Annotated in this window: 10 protein-coding genes; 9 read left to right on the forward strand and 1 reads right to left on the reverse strand. The window is 42.2% G+C overall.

From position 1 onward, the window contains the following. The first annotated feature begins 35 nt into the window (after positions 1-35). From IPM47_06910 to IPM47_06920, 3 genes are all read left to right on the forward strand, one after another. A complete protein-coding gene (locus IPM47_06910; protein QQS30654.1) occupies positions 36-734 on the forward strand; it encodes a ComF family protein in 699 nt (232 codons plus the stop codon). Positions 735-796: 62 nt separating this feature from the next. Continuing rightward, positions 797-2257, forward strand: coding sequence for a T9SS type A sorting domain-containing protein (locus IPM47_06915; protein QQS30655.1), 1461 nt, complete (start codon positions 797-799; stop codon positions 2255-2257). Between the two features lie 558 nt (positions 2258-2815). Then, complete coding sequence (locus tag IPM47_06920) at positions 2816-4906, forward strand: PD40 domain-containing protein (protein QQS30656.1); 2091 nt, start codon at positions 2816-2818, stop codon at positions 4904-4906. 157 nt (positions 4907-5063) lie between these two features. On the opposite strand, the gene IPM47_06925 is transcribed toward IPM47_06920, so the two are convergent. Next, complete coding sequence (locus tag IPM47_06925) at positions 5064-5552, reverse strand: hypothetical protein (protein QQS30657.1); 489 nt, start codon at positions 5550-5552, stop codon at positions 5064-5066. A gap of 727 nt (positions 5553-6279) precedes the next feature. Here IPM47_06925 and IPM47_06930 point away from each other — a divergent pair. The 6 genes from IPM47_06930 (at position 6280) to IPM47_06955 (ending at position 16423) form a co-directional block, all read left to right on the forward strand. Beyond that, positions 6280-6816: a hypothetical protein gene (locus IPM47_06930; protein ID QQS30658.1), complete on the forward strand. Its 537-nt coding sequence runs from the start codon at positions 6280-6282 to the stop codon at positions 6814-6816. A 93-nt stretch (positions 6817-6909) separates the two neighbouring features. Further along, a complete protein-coding gene (locus tag IPM47_06935; protein QQS30659.1) occupies positions 6910-8010 on the forward strand; it encodes a tetratricopeptide repeat protein in 1101 nt (366 codons plus the stop codon). Between the two features lie 159 nt (positions 8011-8169). Further along, on the forward strand, positions 8170-8691 hold the full coding sequence (locus tag IPM47_06940) for a hypothetical protein (GenBank protein QQS30660.1): 522 nt from the start codon (positions 8170-8172) through the stop codon (positions 8689-8691). A gap of 56 nt (positions 8692-8747) precedes the next feature. Further along, positions 8748-9266 carry a 3-hydroxyanthranilate 3,4-dioxygenase gene (locus IPM47_06945; GenBank protein ID QQS30661.1) on the forward strand — a complete coding sequence of 173 codons (519 nt, stop codon included), beginning with the start codon at positions 8748-8750 and terminating at the stop codon, positions 9264-9266. Positions 9267-9368: 102 nt separating this feature from the next. Then, positions 9369-10673: a kynureninase gene (gene kynU, locus IPM47_06950; protein QQS30662.1), complete on the forward strand. Its 1305-nt coding sequence runs from the start codon at positions 9369-9371 to the stop codon at positions 10671-10673. A 284-nt stretch (positions 10674-10957) separates the two neighbouring features. Beyond that, positions 10958-16423, forward strand: a complete 5466-nt coding sequence (locus IPM47_06955) for a PKD domain-containing protein (GenBank protein QQS30663.1) — start codon at positions 10958-10960, stop codon at positions 16421-16423. The last annotated feature ends 186 nt before the right edge of the window (positions 16424-16609 follow it).

Consider the following 16609-nt stretch of genomic DNA (forward strand, 5'->3'; position numbering starts at 1 on the left):
ATTTACCCGTCTTTTCTTATCCCCTTTTTTGAATCATGTATTTAGCTGAATGGTTACAAGATGTTTTAAACTTGTTTTTTCCGCAGTCTTGTGCTTGCTGTGGTAAGAAACTATGTAAAAGCGAGACCATTCTTTGTGTTTTTTGTGAATACAACCTGCCTCAAACCAACGCTCATTTATTTCACGACAGCCCGCTTGCAATGCTTTTTTGGGGTCGTATCCGCGTATCTAATGTTGCTGCCTTATATATATTCCAAAAAGGAGGTCGGGTACAGCGGCTCATCCACCAGTTTAAATATCAGGGGAAAAAAGAAATCGGGGAAAAAGCCGGCCGGTTGTTTGGACAGTTTTTGGCGCAATCGGAAACAATCAGGACTGCAGATTTAATTGTTCCAGTACCACTGCATCCCAAGAAGAAAAAAAAGCGCGGATATAACCAAAGTGATTATTTTGCAAAGGGATTGTCCGAAAGCCTGGGTATCCCATGGTCAGATAATGTGGTGCAGAGACTCATAAATTCCTCCTCACAAACCCGGCGAAAATCGAGATATGAGCGTTGGGAGAATGTCAGAGATATTTTCAAGGTGGGTAATCCCGAGTTAATCAGACAAAAGCATGTGTTGCTGGTAGATGACGTAATTACTACCGGATCAACGATGGAAGCCTGTGCTTCAGCGCTGTTTTCTGCCGGAAGCGCACAAATCAGTGCAGTAGGCATGGCTCATTCACATTAAAAGTTACCCGGATGGGTTTCAAAAACAATTTCGAATTTTCATTTTAAATCACATACAAAAACATGAAACAGATTTTAACATTTTTAGTTCTTTGCTTTGCTTTTGTTTGGATGTCAGCTCAGGAGCGAGGGGACTTGTTGTCAGATACTTTGCTGGCCAATTTTACGGCTGCCGAGGTAAACGTATTGTATTCCCAGAACGGCATCCCTCCGGGAATACTTGCTTCAGATTTTGGAGTGGAAGAATACAAAATCAGTTATCAGACTATTGATGCAGACGGTTCACCAACTTTTGCAACCGGGTTAGTAGTTATTCCTGTCGGTATTACTTGTCCGGCACCGTTGGGGGTATATAACCACGGCACTTTTTCAGATCTCGCTTCCATGCCTTCTAACCTCGGAACCGAACACATGCTCGGAGTAGGTTATGCAGCATCAGGTTATGTCGGGGTGTTGCCAGATCTTGTTGGATATGGCGATAGTCCGGGTTTCCCTAATTATCAACATGCCAAATCTACCGGAACAGCTAATGTAGATATGCTAAGGGCAGCCCGTCATTTTTGTGCCGGAAAAGGTATTGAATTAAACGGTCAAATTTTCATTACCGGCTATTCCCAGGGCGGACATTCCGCTATGGCAGCACACCGAGAAATTGAAACCTATTATGCCGATGAATTTACCGTTACAGCCTGTGCCCCGCTTTCCGGTGCTTATGATATGTCGGGTGTTCAAACTGATTTTGTTTTTGACGATGATTATTATGAAGGGAATGTCTATTTAGGATACATCATAATGGCTTTTAAAGAAATTTACCCCGAACTGATTGAATGGGAGTTTGACGAAGTGTTCCAGTCACCATACGATACAATATTATACAACCGGTTAACCGCTTTTAACACACCTTTGGGCGAGTTGAACGGCATGTTGCCCACTAACCCTGCCGATTTGATTCAACCTGATTTGTTGGCCGATTTCTTATCCAATCCCGACCACCCTTTCCGGGTTGTACTCCGCGATAATGACGCTTACGATTGGGCACCTGTTGCCCCTGTTCAAATGTCTTATTGTGAAGGTGACCAATCTATTTATTATCAAAACGCCATTGTTGCCCAAAACTCATTTATTGCCAATGGTGCAACGAATGTAACTGCCGTTAGCAGAGGTGCTTCTTTTGGTCATGGCTCTTGTATTTTGCCTGCTATCCTCGCTTCCAAAAACTGGTTCGACTCTCTCAAAGAAGACTGCACCACCTCCGGAACTTCAGACTTGATGGATAACGACAAGCAAAACGTCATGGCATATCCCAACCCAATGGGTCAACACACTACATTTATGGTTAAGAATCTGGAATACCCAATCAGCCAGATCCGCATCTTTGATTTAACCGGTAAGCCCGTACTCACGTTTAGTGATGTTCAGGCGCACCATTTTACCATAAGTGCCGATGGGTTGCAAAGCGGGATGTATATTGCCGAAGTTACTATTGAAGGTAAAACTCAGCGAATTAAGCTTTTAGTAAAATAGAAGGCTGCTGCCGAAAGGTAAAAAACAGTGTTCATTTCTATATCATGTCCGCCTGAAGATGCAAGCTTTGGGCGGACTTTTTAGTTTGTGTCGTATAAAAACAAATAGCTGATACCGCGGCATGTGAAAATCATCTGATTTGTATTTTTTATCAGGTATCGTTGAAACCACCTGTTTTTTTGGATGATTATCGCTTAACCAAGCAGAATTTTAAATTTATATGTACTATTATTTTCTGAAAATTGCAGAATAACAAGCAAAAAGTATAACAAGTCGTCTTTATTTTTACCTTTAACCTGTAAAAACACAACAATTACTTTATTTATTTGTCAGAATAAAATACATTTCGGATTTTAATTTCAAATTGTGCAAGTTTTTTTTCTACATTTGCACATGCTTTTTATAATCAATTAGCATAAAGATGTAAAATCAAATGTGCAAGCTTAGCAAGCGATGAACAACCAAGCAGTTAATATATTAGATTCTAAAGGCCTGTTTTTTTTAAAAGTTTGAACCTTATTAAAATTTATTAGTCAGATGCCGAATAAGATAATAATTATGAAACAGTGCTTAGTTCTGTTAATAGCAGTACTTTTTTTGGGCATTAATATTCCGGTTTTGGGGCAAAGCAATGCTTTGAAAACAGCAAATGAATTGTTTAACAGGTATGAATATTCCAAAGCAATCGGTTTTTACGAACAAGTGTTGCGAAAAGAGAAAAACAATGCGGAAGCACTTGAAAAACTGGCAGAGTGTTATCGCCTGACCAGTAATACCCGAAAGGCGGAATCTGCCTATAAAAAAGCCATCAAGTTTAATCCCGAAAACCACTTGTTAGTGTTCCGTCTTGGTCAGGCGCTCATGTCCAATCAAAAATACAAAGAAGCTTTAGACGTTTTTATAAATTATACGGAGTTGGCTCCTTATGACAACAGGGGGTGGGTGTTTGCCAAAGACTGTAAATACTTCGATAGATTGCAGTTGGATTCGGCACAATACAACATCTCAAAACCCTCGTTTAATTCAAAGGCTTCTGATTATGCACCGGCTTTTTTTAAAGAAGGGCTGGTGTTTACCTCAAACCGAACATTAACATCTTTTGATATTAAAGATGGTTGGACCGGTGAATCTTTTCAAGACCTGTTTTATGTTGCCGAACTTAAAGATGGCTGGGACACCCCTGTTGTATTGGAAGGCAAAACCAATATTCCGGCTCATGAAGGTCCGGCAGTATTTAATGTTCACAATACCATCATGTATTTTAACCGTAGCGAACTAAAAAGCGAGTTAAAAAAAACAGGAACTTCCTTTTTAAAATTATATCAGGCCAAATGGGCCAATGGCCGTTGGCAGGATGTCGAAGCCTTGCCATTTAACAAAGAAGGTTATTCTATCGGACATCCTGCATTATCACCTAACGGGAAAACCCTGTATTTTACCGCCGATTTTCCGGGTGGTTTTGGAGGGAAAGACCTTTATATGAGCCAATACACACAAGGCAAATGGTCTGAACCGGAAAATCTGGGGCCAGAAATCAACACCAGAGGCGATGAAATGTTTCCAACTATTCAGGATGACGGCAGTTTGTTTTTCTCATCAGACGGATGGGGCGGATTAGGAGGAACGGATATATACATGGCCAACAAAGAAAACAACGCATGGGTTATAAAAAATCTGGGCTTCCCGTTAAATAGCTCCAAAGATGATTTTGGGCTTATTTTGACCAAAGATAAAAGAACGGGGTATTTCGCCTCCAACCGCGAGGGTAGCCTGAGCGATGACATTTATAAAGTAGAAATTAAACCCAAAAAAGCGGAGCAGTTGATTGAGAAACCGCCGGTTATATATATTGAAGATGAAGGTACACCCAAAACACCGATTAAACAGGTAAGTAATAGCGGTTCCGAAATTAATCCTGATGATGTGATATTAGTGTCTGACACTGCTGCTTTTGATGAGCAGGCTAATAACACGATTATATTAAAAGGCTTTTTGTTTAGCAAAATTTACAATGAACCGATGAACGGAAAAACCATCGTTCTGACAGACAAACTGCCTCTACCCAACAAACAAAAAGTCAGCAGAACAAATACCTCTGAAAACGGTTCGTTTCATTTTCTTTTGCAGCGGGATAAATTATACCAGATAGATGTGCTGAACAGCGACAATCTGGTCAATAATTCTATGGACATCACTACTGTCCATATAGATAAAGACAGCATTTATATGAACGTGATTGTTTGGTCTGATGAGATTGTACCTGTTCCAGTAAACAATGTAGTAGAATCGGACCCTGATACACTTTTGTACAATCCTCAGCCTATAGAAGACCAAGTATCTTACATTCCGGAACCGGCAACAGACAAAGAAACTTTAACTTTTAAAATTCAAATAGGTGCTTTTAAAAAGCCACTGTTGAAAACCAATTCTTTTCTGACTAAACTGCCCCACCCTTCACAGACAGAATTCTCACCAAACGGGCTAACGAGGTATGTCAGTGGTAATTTCGACAATCCGGTTGATGCCTTTACCTATTACAATCAACTGATTAAAATGAAATACCTCGACTCTTTTATTGTCGTTTATGTCAACAATGTCCGAACAACAAAAACGTATGAAGAAGTGCTTCAAAAATTGTTGACAAAATAAACAGTTCTTTTTTGATTTTTTGGATTGTTACAACTCACCTTTCAGACAAAGTTGCCCTATGGGGAAAAAACAAAAGAAGCTGAAGTAGAATATCTTTTGTTGAAGATACCGGAGTCCGGTAAAAATCTCAGAAAAAATTACAACCATTCATTTAAAACTAAAAGTCGTCTTCTTCTTCAACAGGGTTTACTTGCTGCGACCAACCGCAGATATACCATTCCTCTTCGTTTTGCCGGAACCAATAGGTTACTTTTTCCGGGGTTCCGTTTCTGATTTCCCTGACCTCTAACTGGACATCATTTGCCTGAAGGGGTGGAATAAAATCTATAGATTCGGCTTCTTCTTTAGTAATTGTTTTTTTGCCGGTAATCTGATAGGTATTAATTACCAACCCGCGCGGGGGGTAATATTCGGACGATGGGTCGTATAACAACGATCGCAACCTGTACACATCATGCTGCACCAAATATTCATAATAGGCTTTGAGCGTTTTTTCGGGCGAAAATACGGGTTCTTGCTGTTCTGAGTTGCCCTGACCGGTTGCGGTTTGGGCATCTGCTTTTCCGTCTTGCCGGCATGAAACCCATACAGACAACAGGAGGATACAGACCATCCAAAAACCGGTGCTTTTCAAACTTAATTTCATTTCAAACATTTTTATTGAAGCCGGGAGTGGTTTTAAAATTCAGACCATACATTTCAAACGTCTTATGTGGTGCAAAGGTTTTTACCTGATTTATTTTTTTAATGAAAATGCCGGAATTGTACCACACGATCAGCCTGTTTCAACTTTCTTGCTAAACACTTATTGTGAAAAAATCGAGATTGAGGTAAAAAATAGGGTTGACAATGACTTAAAGCAGGGGTGCAATAAGTCATTGCAGGGGTACTTTAACCTAAAGCAGGGGTGCAACAGGTCATTGCATAGGTATTTTAACTTAATGCAGGGGTGCAACAGGTTATTGCAGGGGTACTTTAACTTAAAGCAAAGGTGCAACAGGTCATTGCAGGGGCAAATTAACCTAATGCAGGGGTGCAACAAGTCATTGCAGAGGTACATGAACTTAAAGCAGGGGTGCAACAAGTCATTGCAGGGGCACAAAAAAGCGATGTGGAGGGACATCATGTCTTTGTGAAGGCAAAAAAAATCTGAAATTTTGGTAAACTCTGGGTTAAATGTGTTTTTATGTAAGTATAATTGACCAATCTGCCGTTGGTTTTTCGTTTTCCGGACATAAGTTCAGATTGGTTTTCTACTGTTTCCATATTTTATTTACTTTTACCTCAAACTTTTTTAAACCCTTTTTGCGTTTGTATATCCAAGCTCACCGGAAGCGCACAAAAACCTCATGTTTTAAACACTCCGTTTTTTTATGAATAAAATATTTTTTGTGATTAGCCTCATGGTTGGTTTTTTTATCGCCACCAATCTGATGAAAGCCCAACAACCGCAATGGATTCCACAGGGAATTAAAAGTACTACTGTTTTGGTCGAACGGTTCAGGTATCAGGATCCTAATATGGCATATAGCAATATTGACGAGATGTATGAAGATGAGAGAATAGACTTCCTGACCGAAGCCAACGAAAGTCTGGAACAAGACAACCAAAAATTAGAAGAGTTGTTTAAGGGATATCAGGGAAGCCTGATCACCATTCCTGCCGTAAAAATTGATGAAGTATATCCCGATATGAATGTTTACAGGTTTGTGTTAAAACGGGACTTGTTTTATGGCAGCAAAAAAATCATCAATCCAACGACCAATTCGATTGAAGATAAATCATATTTCGCCTATCGTTACTATTTTTACGACCGAATCAGCAAAACCAGTTATCCGGCCTATTATTTTTCAGGCGATACATGGACACAGCTAAAACGTTTGGTTTTTTGGCTCAACAAAGCAAATTGACAGCAATTGACAAATTTTAACACGAAAGTTCGGAAAAGTTACAATATACTTGCCGGACTTTTTGTTTTTAATTGGCTAACCCCTTTTAAACGTATGCGAGCAATTCTTTTGGTTACTATTTTATTGTATCTGCATCCTTATTTGGATGCACAAACGGTGGGGAATGACCAAAAAGCATTGTCTTTGGCAAAACAAGCTATAGAACTTGCCGACAAGCATAAGGCATATACTGATGCAATTCAGTTATTGGCACAGGCAAAAAAACTGGACCCTCAAAATCTCAACTTTGCTTATGAAACAGCCTATGTATATTATCAGCAAAAAAACTATGACCTTGTTATCAAGGAGTTAAAACCATTTGCCGGAGGGAAAAAAGCGCCCGATGCCCGTTTTTATCAGATGCTGGGCAATGCTTATGACCTTAACAAACAGCCGGATAAGGCTGTTTCAACTTATAAAGCAGGAATTAAGCGCTTTCCGGATGCGGGGCAACTGTATTTAGAATTAGGCGGCGCTGCCTATCAATCGGGTAATAACGATTTGGCAGTAGATTACTGGGAAATGGGTATTCAGAATGATCCTTCCTATTCTTCCAACTATTACTGGGCATCGAAACTATATTGCCTGTCTTCTGAAAAAATTTGGGGCATACTGTATGGCGAGTTGTTTTTAATGCTTGAGCCAAACACGGTACGGACGGTCGAAATCAGTTCCCTGCTGTTCAAAACGTACCAAAGTGCTGTTATGGTTAATCCAAATTCGAGCTGGCAAAACTGGGTTTGTTTCAGCGAACGCGCCCGGATGTACACCATGCTCGGCGCTGCTGAGCAAGGGGAGATAACTCCGTTTCAGGTAGCTATTGACGAAACAATGACCAACGCCCTGACTTCAGAAATGACAAACAAAAACATACAGGCTTTGTATCAATTGCGTGTCCGTTTTATTGAGAACTGGTCAACTGCTGCTTTCAAACACCAATATCCTAATCTGTTGTTTGATTGGTGGGAAAAGGTGAAAGACGCGGGGCATTTGGAAGCATATACCTATTGGGTCTTTAAAAGCGGGCAGCCCAATGAGTTTGAAGAATGGAAGAAAAACAACGAGTCAGCCTATCGGCGGTTTTTATTGTGGTATCAGGACTCCCCCTTAAAACTAAACCCAAATCAGCGTTTTTTCCGTTTGCAATACCTCTGATTGCATTAAAAATGCTTTTCTTTGTGCCAAACCTTATCAAGTCATGCAAAAAAGGTACTTTTAATACCGATTTTGATCACATGGCCATTCGGATGATTATCCGGACGATTTATGTTTTGCCGCAAGATTGATTTTTTGAGATTGGATAAAGAATAAACAATGTCGAGGTATCAGAACGAAGCCGTATGGCTTTATATATTTATCGGATTGTTTTTGCTGTTGTTGGGATATACTATTTACAACAAAGCTACGCTGTCAGATTATTCAATTAAGGGCACCAACAGACAAAATGGTGAAATCGGCAGTCAGGCTGCTGCAAAGATTGCAGACCTTGAACAGCTAAACGATAGCCTGAAACAGCGGATAGATATCTTGCAAAACACCCCTCAACCCATAGTCGGCGGGCATATTGAAGATGAAGGGCTACATTATGAAGTACAAATCGGGGCATTTAAATACTTTAACCTCAATCAATACCGGCAGGCTTTTGACCACCTGAAAAGCGAAGCTGCCGATAGCCTCGATAAATACACGCTTGCCAAATTCAGAACTTATGATGAATCGGTGAATTTTAAAAAAGACATACAGCATTTAGGCATTAAAGATGCGTTTATTGTACCCAAAATGGATGGCAAACGCATAGATATTAAACAAGCATTATTGGTCGAAAAGAAAAAATAATAGGTCGGTTGTTATCAGTAGAAAATATGAATTAATCAGCTTAAAACTCTTACATTATGGCTATTCCCAAACCCTTTAATTTTCAAAAGTGGATAGATGAAAACCGGCATTTGCTCAAACCACCGGTTGGAAACAAACAGGTATTTCATGCCAACGACGATTTTATAGTCATGGTAGTGGGCGGGCCCAACTCCCGAAAGGATTATCATTATGAAGAAGGCGAGGAGTTGTTTTTTCAGGTAGAAGGAGATATTACCGTAAAAATCATCGAAGACGGCAAGCCTGTTGATATCCATATCCGTGAGGGAGAAATGTTTTTGTTGCCCCCACGAGTTCCACATTCGCCCCGTCGTGGTCCCAACACGGTGGGCTTAGTCATTGAGCGCTATCGCAAACCGGGTGAAAAAGACGGATTCTTATGGTATTGTGAAAACTGCAGTGCAAAAATGCACGAGACCTATTTCGACCTAACCGATATTGAAACTCAGTTGCCCAAGGTGATGTCTGAGTTTTATGGCTCTGAAGAACTCCGCACCTGCAAAAGTTGTGGAACGGTGATGCAAAAGCCAAACTAAGACCGGTATTCAGGTAGAAAGGTTATCTAATATAGCGCATTAACCCCCACTTACCATTTAAAACGTTCGGATTAACCCATAAAAAAGCCATTCAATCCATTTATGTCTGATATTGACGTTTCCAAAAATCCAGGTTTGCCCCACTATTCCGATTTGGATGCCGAAGATGGGTTAAAAAGTTTTCGTTCCCTATTCTTTATTCCAAAAACCGCAAATGGGGAAGACGTAATTTATCTCTGTGGAAATTCTTTGGGCTTACAGCCAAAAACGGCGCAACAATATGTGGAACAAGAACTGGAAGATTGGCGAAGTTTAGGAGTAGAAGGGCATTTGAAAGCCAAAAACGCATGGTTTTACTACCATCATTTCCTTGCAGACAGTCTTGCCCGTTTAGTTGGTGCGTTGCCCCACGAAGTAGTGGCGATGAACACCCTAACGGTCAACCTGCATTTGCTCATGGCCAGTTTTTACCGCCCAACTACAAAACGATACAAAATCTTAATTGAATCGCCTGCTTTTCCATCCGACAAATATGCCGTAGTCAGCCAAGCACAATGGCATGGGCTGAATCCCAAAGATGCCATTATTGAAATAGCTCCACGAGCCGGCGAGCATTATTTGCAAACCGAAGACATTTTGAACACCATTGAGCAATTGGGCGATTCACTTGCTTTGGTATTGCTTGGAGGAGTAAATTACTACTCGGGTCAGTTTTTTGATATGCCCGCAATAACCCAAGCCGGCCACAAGGCCGGTGCGATGGTTGGCTTCGACCTTGCCCATGCAGCCGGAAATCTGCCGATGGAACTTCACGAATGGGAAGTAGATTTTGCAGCATGGTGTTCTTATAAATACCTCAATTCCGGCCCGGGTGGAGTGAGCGGTGTGTTTATTCACGAAAAACATGCTAACAATCCTGACACCCCCCGTCTGTCCGGTTGGTGGGGAAATGACGAAAAAACGAGGTTCGATATGCGCCCCGATTTTATGCCACAGTTGGGTGCTGCGGGTTGGCAATTAAGTAATGCACAGATATTGCCAATGGCAGTACTTCGGGCATCGCTCGAAATTTTCGACCAAGCCGGCATCCATAACCTTCGGCAAAAGAGTATCTTACTCACAGGCTATTTAGAGCAACTACTCCTAAAAATGAACAGCGAAGTGGGCAACAATCCGTTTAGCATCATTACACCTGAAGATATCCGCGAAAGAGGTTGCCAACTCTCCATCATGTTCAACGGCAATCAAGGTCGTGCCATTTTTGACCATCTAACCCAAGCCGGTGTGATTGCCGACTGGCGAAACCCAAATGTCATCAGAGTAGCACCCACTCCGCTTTACAACAAGTATGAAGATGCTTACCGCTTTGTCCAACTCCTGCAAAAAGCGTTAGAGGTTACTTCATAGCGTTACACCAAACGGGTAGGTTATTTCCGATACCGGTTTTATTTAAAATCGGATGAAAGACCCAAAGCGAAAGAGTTGTTTTGACTGAATTTGGAGAGAATTATCTGTGTTTGCTGTCATGGTAAAGAATTGCCTAAGAATTTCTAACTTTGCCTCATTCTTTACCTATCCATAAAGGTATAGCTTACGACATTTTTTGCAAAACCTTTTTTTTGCGATGCTTATTGCGCAAAAAAACCTACTTTTATAGGCTGAAATGCACTTGAACTTAAAAAAAACTAATGATGAGAAAATTTACACTTTTTTTTACCGTGCTGATATTCGCCACAATACAAGTGGCATTTGCCCAAAATGTAGTTACCCTACCGGTATCAGGGCAGGCACCAACCGAAACAGGTTGTGAAGGTACTATCCTCGATTCGGGCGGTTCGGGACAATACACAAACGGCATAGATGCTTTTGTGGTGATTGATCCGCCAGGCACCATACCTGTTCAGATTTCTTTTGCAGTGTTTAGCACGGAAGCATGTTGCGACTTCGTGGATTTATATGACGGTCCATCAACCGCCAGTCCACTTATAGGTACGTATGGTGGAATGGCACTGCCAAACGGGGGAAGCCCTATCGTTTCAACCGGCGGTTCGATGACCTTGCGTTTCAGAACCGACGGCTCTGTATTAGGTGATGGTTTTGTAGCCAACTGGATTGCCGGCGGCGGGGGAAGTGGAACCCCCTCTGCTTCATTTGTTGTTTCAGATTTAAATCCTCCTGCCAATTGGCCGGTCTATTTTATCAACAGCTCTACAGGTGCTTCTTCTTATAGCTGGGATTTTGGAGATGGCAACACTTCAACAGAAGACAATCCCGATCATCGCTATACTGCCCCCGGTACTTATACTATTGTGTTAACGGCTATCGGGTGTACCGGTGAAACCACCACCTACAGTGCAGAGATTCTGGTTCAGGAATTGGCCGGCGTTACGGTTGATCCTACCTCTTTTAATGTTACCCTTAACTATGGCGATTCAATTATTTATCCGCTCAATATTTCCAATATCGGCAGCGGGTCGCTCGTGTACAGTATCGAAGGGGCTCCTCTGCAATCGGCCAAAAAATTACAGGTGTTGTCCCTGATTAACGGTGCAGACCTCGCTCAGGAATATGCATTTACTTTGCAGGCCATTAACAATTATTATACAGACTATCAACTGACGGAAATCACTACTTACGTTGCTGCCGAACTGGAAGCAGCTTTGGAAGACAAAGATGTGCTCCTGATACCCGAGCAGGAAACCTGTAATGCAGCCGCCTTTACCGCATTTGCTCCTGTTTTGCAGGCATTTGCTGAAAACGGAGGTACTATTGTGATGAACGGCACCAATCAGGCAAGTTGTATCTTTAACACTGGGTTGTTTAGCGGAACTTATCAAAACTTTTACAGCGGACCGCTCAATCTTAGCCTTCCTGAAGACCCGCTTGTTGAAGGGGTAGCCAATCCCTATGAAGCCCTTTCAGTTACTTTTTACTATGATATCACCAATTCGGATGTAGTAAGAGTGGTTGAATACAACAATTATGATGTGGTTTGCTACCGCAACATTGGAGCCGGTAAGGCCATCCTTATCGGGCACGATTACAGATACAGCAACTCAAATATGCAGAAAATTCAGGCCAATGCTGTACAAAACGCAGCACAGGCTGCTCAAAGTCAGGGTTGGCTGTATATAAGTTCAAATGCAGGGCTTTTGGGCGGTGGTGAAAATGCTACCATTGATGTAGAGTTTAACGCAACCGATGTTTATGGAGGTACTTACTATCAAGACCTGATTATTTATACCAATGACCCTGATAATCCGGAGATTATTGTTCCATGTGTTATCACCATTGTAGGTACCCCGAGTTTTGCCCTTTCTTCGGCTAACTTTGACTTTGGAACCTTGATGCAGGGGTTGGTTGTACAACAAACGCTGACCATTAGCAATCCCGGAACAGATTCTCTGCACATAACCAATATTACCTCAAGCGACCCTGCATACACTGTGGACATCAACAACTTTTCGCTGTATGGGGGTGGTGCAGAACAACAGGTAGTCATCAGTTTTGCGCCTACCGATATTCAAACCTATAATGCGACATTGACCATCCAAACCAATATAGGCACCTTTTTTGTCGTAGTAACAGGAGTTGGGGTTGGTGCTCCGGTAACAACGGTAACACCACCTGCCATAAATGTTACAATTGATGCGGGCACTTCAACCACTGTTCCTTTGGTGATTGCCAATTCAGGGTTAGGCCCTCTTGATTACCAATTTGATACCTCAAATTTAGGAGTGGTGCTGCAAGTATTGGCCTATACCAATGGGGTTGATTTTACGACAGAGTATCCCAACACATTATCGGCTATCAACACCTATTATACAAACTACAACCTGACCGAAACCAATACAAGCAGTGCTGCAGAGTTGGCTACCCTGTTGCTGGACAAAGATGTTTTCTTAGTACCGGAAATTGAAACCTCAGCAGGAGTTCCTCCTTTTATTGATTTTGCACCGGTACTGCAAGCCTTTGTCAACAACGGAGGAATCGTCATTTTTGCCGGAACTTCCAGCGCATTACCCATCATTAATTCAGGATTGATGCCGGTTGAAGTAACCGGTTTTGATACCGGTACTGCAGTCAATGTTGATGACGATACTCACCCCATTACCCAAGGTATTTCTCCCAGTTTCCCACCATCGAACGGAACTTACCCTATTTTCTTTAGTGGCTCAGATGTGGTAACTTTGGTTTCTCAGCCCGTAGGCCCATTTGGTGGTGGCGGGTCAGTAGTGGCTTACACGCAAATTGGTTCCGGTTATGTGGTGTCTATTGCCTTTGACTACTTCAGTTCTGACGAAAATGCCAAAAGAATTATAGCCAACTCCCTGATATGGGCCGAAAGCCTGGCAGTAGTGCCTTGGTTAGACTATAATCCTACAGAAGGAAACGTAGGTTATCCGGACGAAACTACGATTGACGTTTTCTTAGACGCAACCAATTTGCTGGGCGGTACCTACCAAACCGAACTCATCATCAATACAAACGACCCGCTCAATCCTACGATTACAGTTCCGGTAACGCTGACGGTTATAGGAATACCTCAAATTGTAGTTTCAGACACAAACCTCGACTTCGGAAATGTTATTATTGGAAATAACAACGCCATAACCATCAATATTGATAACCCGGGCACCGATACTTTGTTTATTACAGACATTTCTTCATCGTTGCCGGAATTTGCAGCCAGTGCAGGCAGTATCATCATACCTCCGCTTCAAAACGCAAACCTGACGATTACTTACACACCTGCGAATATTCAAACCTATACAGGCACGGTTACATTGACCAATAATGTAACACCTATTACCATTGATGTTTCCGGTGTCGGCGTTGGCGCACCGATTACAACTTTGAATCCGACTTCTTTTAATGTTACGTTATTAGCAGGAAACTCCACCACTGAAACACTGAACATAGGCAATACCGGAGCCGGTCCCCTCGAATTTAACATTCCGGGAGCAGGAACCGCTGAAATACTGGCGCTTACCTATGGCATCAATTCCTTCAACTATACTACCCTGCAAAATTACTTAACCACTTATGTGTCGGATTATAACCTGACAGAAATAAATACGACCAACCCTGTTGCATTGACCAATGCCTTGGTCGGAAAGCAAGTATTGCTCATCCCGCAACAAGATGCGGCAATGGTAAATCCTACTGCCATTGCCAATTTAGGAACGGCAATGCATACATTTGCACAAAATGGCGGTTCGGTTGTGTTTGTAGGCAGCACCTGTAGCGTTTGTGTAACCACAGGCAGTATGTTTTCAGGGGCTTACTCCGGTCAGACCTTCACTAATATTCAGATTACCAACCCCACTCATCCGCTTGCTGCCGGACTACCTTCTTCATGGCTTATGCCATCTGCGGCCTTTACTTACGATTTTGTAGACTCAGATTTGGTACAAGTAGCATCAGCTCCCGGTTTCGGGCCAAATGTTGATGCCATTGCCGTGAGACCTATTGGTAGCGGTAAGGCCATCTATCTCGGAAACAACTTTTCGACTTCCGGCGATGCTACATTGGGAACCTTGATTGCCAATGCTATTGGTTATGCCAACGGTCAGTTACCTTCCTGGTTAACAGTTTCTCCAACAAGCGGCACCGTTCTGCCCGGCAACAATACCGACCTGTCATTAAACTTTGATGCAACCGGCATGTTGGCAGGCGATTATACCTTTGATTTACTCATCGCCACTAATCAACCCGGACAACCGGTCATGGTCGTAACCATAACCCTGACAGTTGAGGCCTTCCCGCAAGCTGCCTTTACCGTAGATAGCCAATTGAGTTGCGACGGCATAGTTCAGTTTACCGATGCTACTCTGAATAATCCCAGTTCATGGACCTGGGATTTTGGCGACGGAAACAGTTCAACCGTTCAAAACCCACTCCATACCTATACTGATAGCGGTGTTTATACTGTAAGTTTAGAGGCCTGCAATGCACTTGGTTGCAACTCTGCTACTTATACCGATTTTATCACAGTAGATTTCACATCAACTTATTGTGACACTATACCCATGCCTTCCGACAACAGTATCCTTCAGCTAACCGGATGCTACGGAGTTTTGCAGGACAGTGGAGGACCGGGCAATTACGCCAATAATCAAAACGGCACTGTAACGATAGCCCCCCCGGGAGCACTATCCATTACCCTGAACTTTAACTATATCCAGTTTGAAAACTGTTGCGACGGTTTACGTGTCTATGATGGTCCCAATACAAGTTCTCCACTCCTTGGCAACTTTAAAGGCCCGGCACTTCCAAACGGCGATGGTATCGTTACTTCAACCGGAGGCTCAATTACGCTACAGCAATATACCGATGGATCGGTGGTCAACACAGGTTTTGAGCTAAACTGGAGTTGTTTAATTATTGACGAAGCTCCTACTCCTGACTTTAGTTATGAAGTAACTGATGCCTGCCTTGGTATTGTTGACTTTACCGATTTGTCAATGAATTATCCCAGCGAATGGACCTGGGAATTTGGAGACGGCAGTGGTGCTTTATCTACCGATCAAAATCCGCAGCACTCTTATCAGCAAAGTGGCACCTATCAGGTTACTTTAGCTTCGTGCAATATTGCAGGATGTGATGCCATAACCATACCGGTAACTGTTAATGGTGTTTTGTTTGTAGATTTTTCGGTTCCCAACTTTGTTCAGATCAACTCGCCGGTAATGTTTAATGACAATACTGCTAATGCCACTTACTGGCAATGGAATTTTGGAAACGGACAAACAGCAGTAGGTAATATCGCAAATCCGGTAACTTTCTATCAGGCATTGGGCTTCTATACCGTAACACTTACCGTTACAGATGCAAATGGTTGTGTGCGTACCGGAACCCGCACATTGGAAGTCGTGAGCAATATTGGAATGGAAGGTGCCCTGAACAACAGTCTGTTAACGATTGCTCCCAATCCGACAACAGGGGTATTTAATGTTACCTATCCGTTTGCCGACTCCCGTCAAATTACTCTTCGTGTTTTTGATGCCGTTGGCAAAGAGGTATATTTCGACAAGCAAAATGCAACCGGAGGCTATCAACAAACGCTTCAGATGAACGACAAACCGCGCGGATTGTACTTCGTTACCCTTAGTTCGGGCAAAGACTTTATTTCTAAAAAAGTCATACTGCATTAGAACTCAGGTAGATAAACCTAAAATGCCCTGACGGTTGAAAATCTGTCAGGGCATTTTTTAAATTTTAGGTATTCATATATCAGACAGGCAATAGGAACACTTTTTTTTTCGTTAAACATCCTCAAAAACCTAAGTCCTAACAAATGTTAAACTTAGGAAAGTTTTAAAAGTCTGTTAATTTTACTC

The sequence above is a fragment of the Sphingobacteriales bacterium genome, assembly GCA_016700115.1.
Classification (GTDB): domain Bacteria; phylum Bacteroidota; class Bacteroidia; order Chitinophagales; family UBA2359; genus UBA2359.

What these genes read in the sequence shown, in the direction of transcription:
- kynU (QQS30662.1), top strand. Translation starts at nt 9,369, where the DNA reads ATGTCTGATATTGACGTTTCCAAAAATCCAGGTTTGCCCCACTATTCC.
- IPM47_06925 (QQS30657.1), bottom strand. Translation starts at nt 5,552, where the DNA reads ATGAAATTAAGTTTGAAAAGCACCGGTTTTTGGATGGTCTGTATCCTC.
- IPM47_06940 (QQS30660.1), top strand. Translation starts at nt 8,170, where the DNA reads ATGTCGAGGTATCAGAACGAAGCCGTATGGCTTTATATATTTATCGGA.
- IPM47_06945 (QQS30661.1), top strand. Translation starts at nt 8,748, where the DNA reads ATGGCTATTCCCAAACCCTTTAATTTTCAAAAGTGGATAGATGAAAAC.
- IPM47_06910 (QQS30654.1), top strand. Translation starts at nt 36, where the DNA reads ATGTATTTAGCTGAATGGTTACAAGATGTTTTAAACTTGTTTTTTCCG.
- IPM47_06915 (QQS30655.1), top strand. Translation starts at nt 797, where the DNA reads ATGAAACAGATTTTAACATTTTTAGTTCTTTGCTTTGCTTTTGTTTGG.
- IPM47_06920 (QQS30656.1), top strand. Translation starts at nt 2,816, where the DNA reads ATGAAACAGTGCTTAGTTCTGTTAATAGCAGTACTTTTTTTGGGCATT.
- IPM47_06935 (QQS30659.1), top strand. Translation starts at nt 6,910, where the DNA reads ATGCGAGCAATTCTTTTGGTTACTATTTTATTGTATCTGCATCCTTAT.
- IPM47_06930 (QQS30658.1), top strand. Translation starts at nt 6,280, where the DNA reads ATGAATAAAATATTTTTTGTGATTAGCCTCATGGTTGGTTTTTTTATC.
- IPM47_06955 (QQS30663.1), top strand. Translation starts at nt 10,958, where the DNA reads ATGAGAAAATTTACACTTTTTTTTACCGTGCTGATATTCGCCACAATA.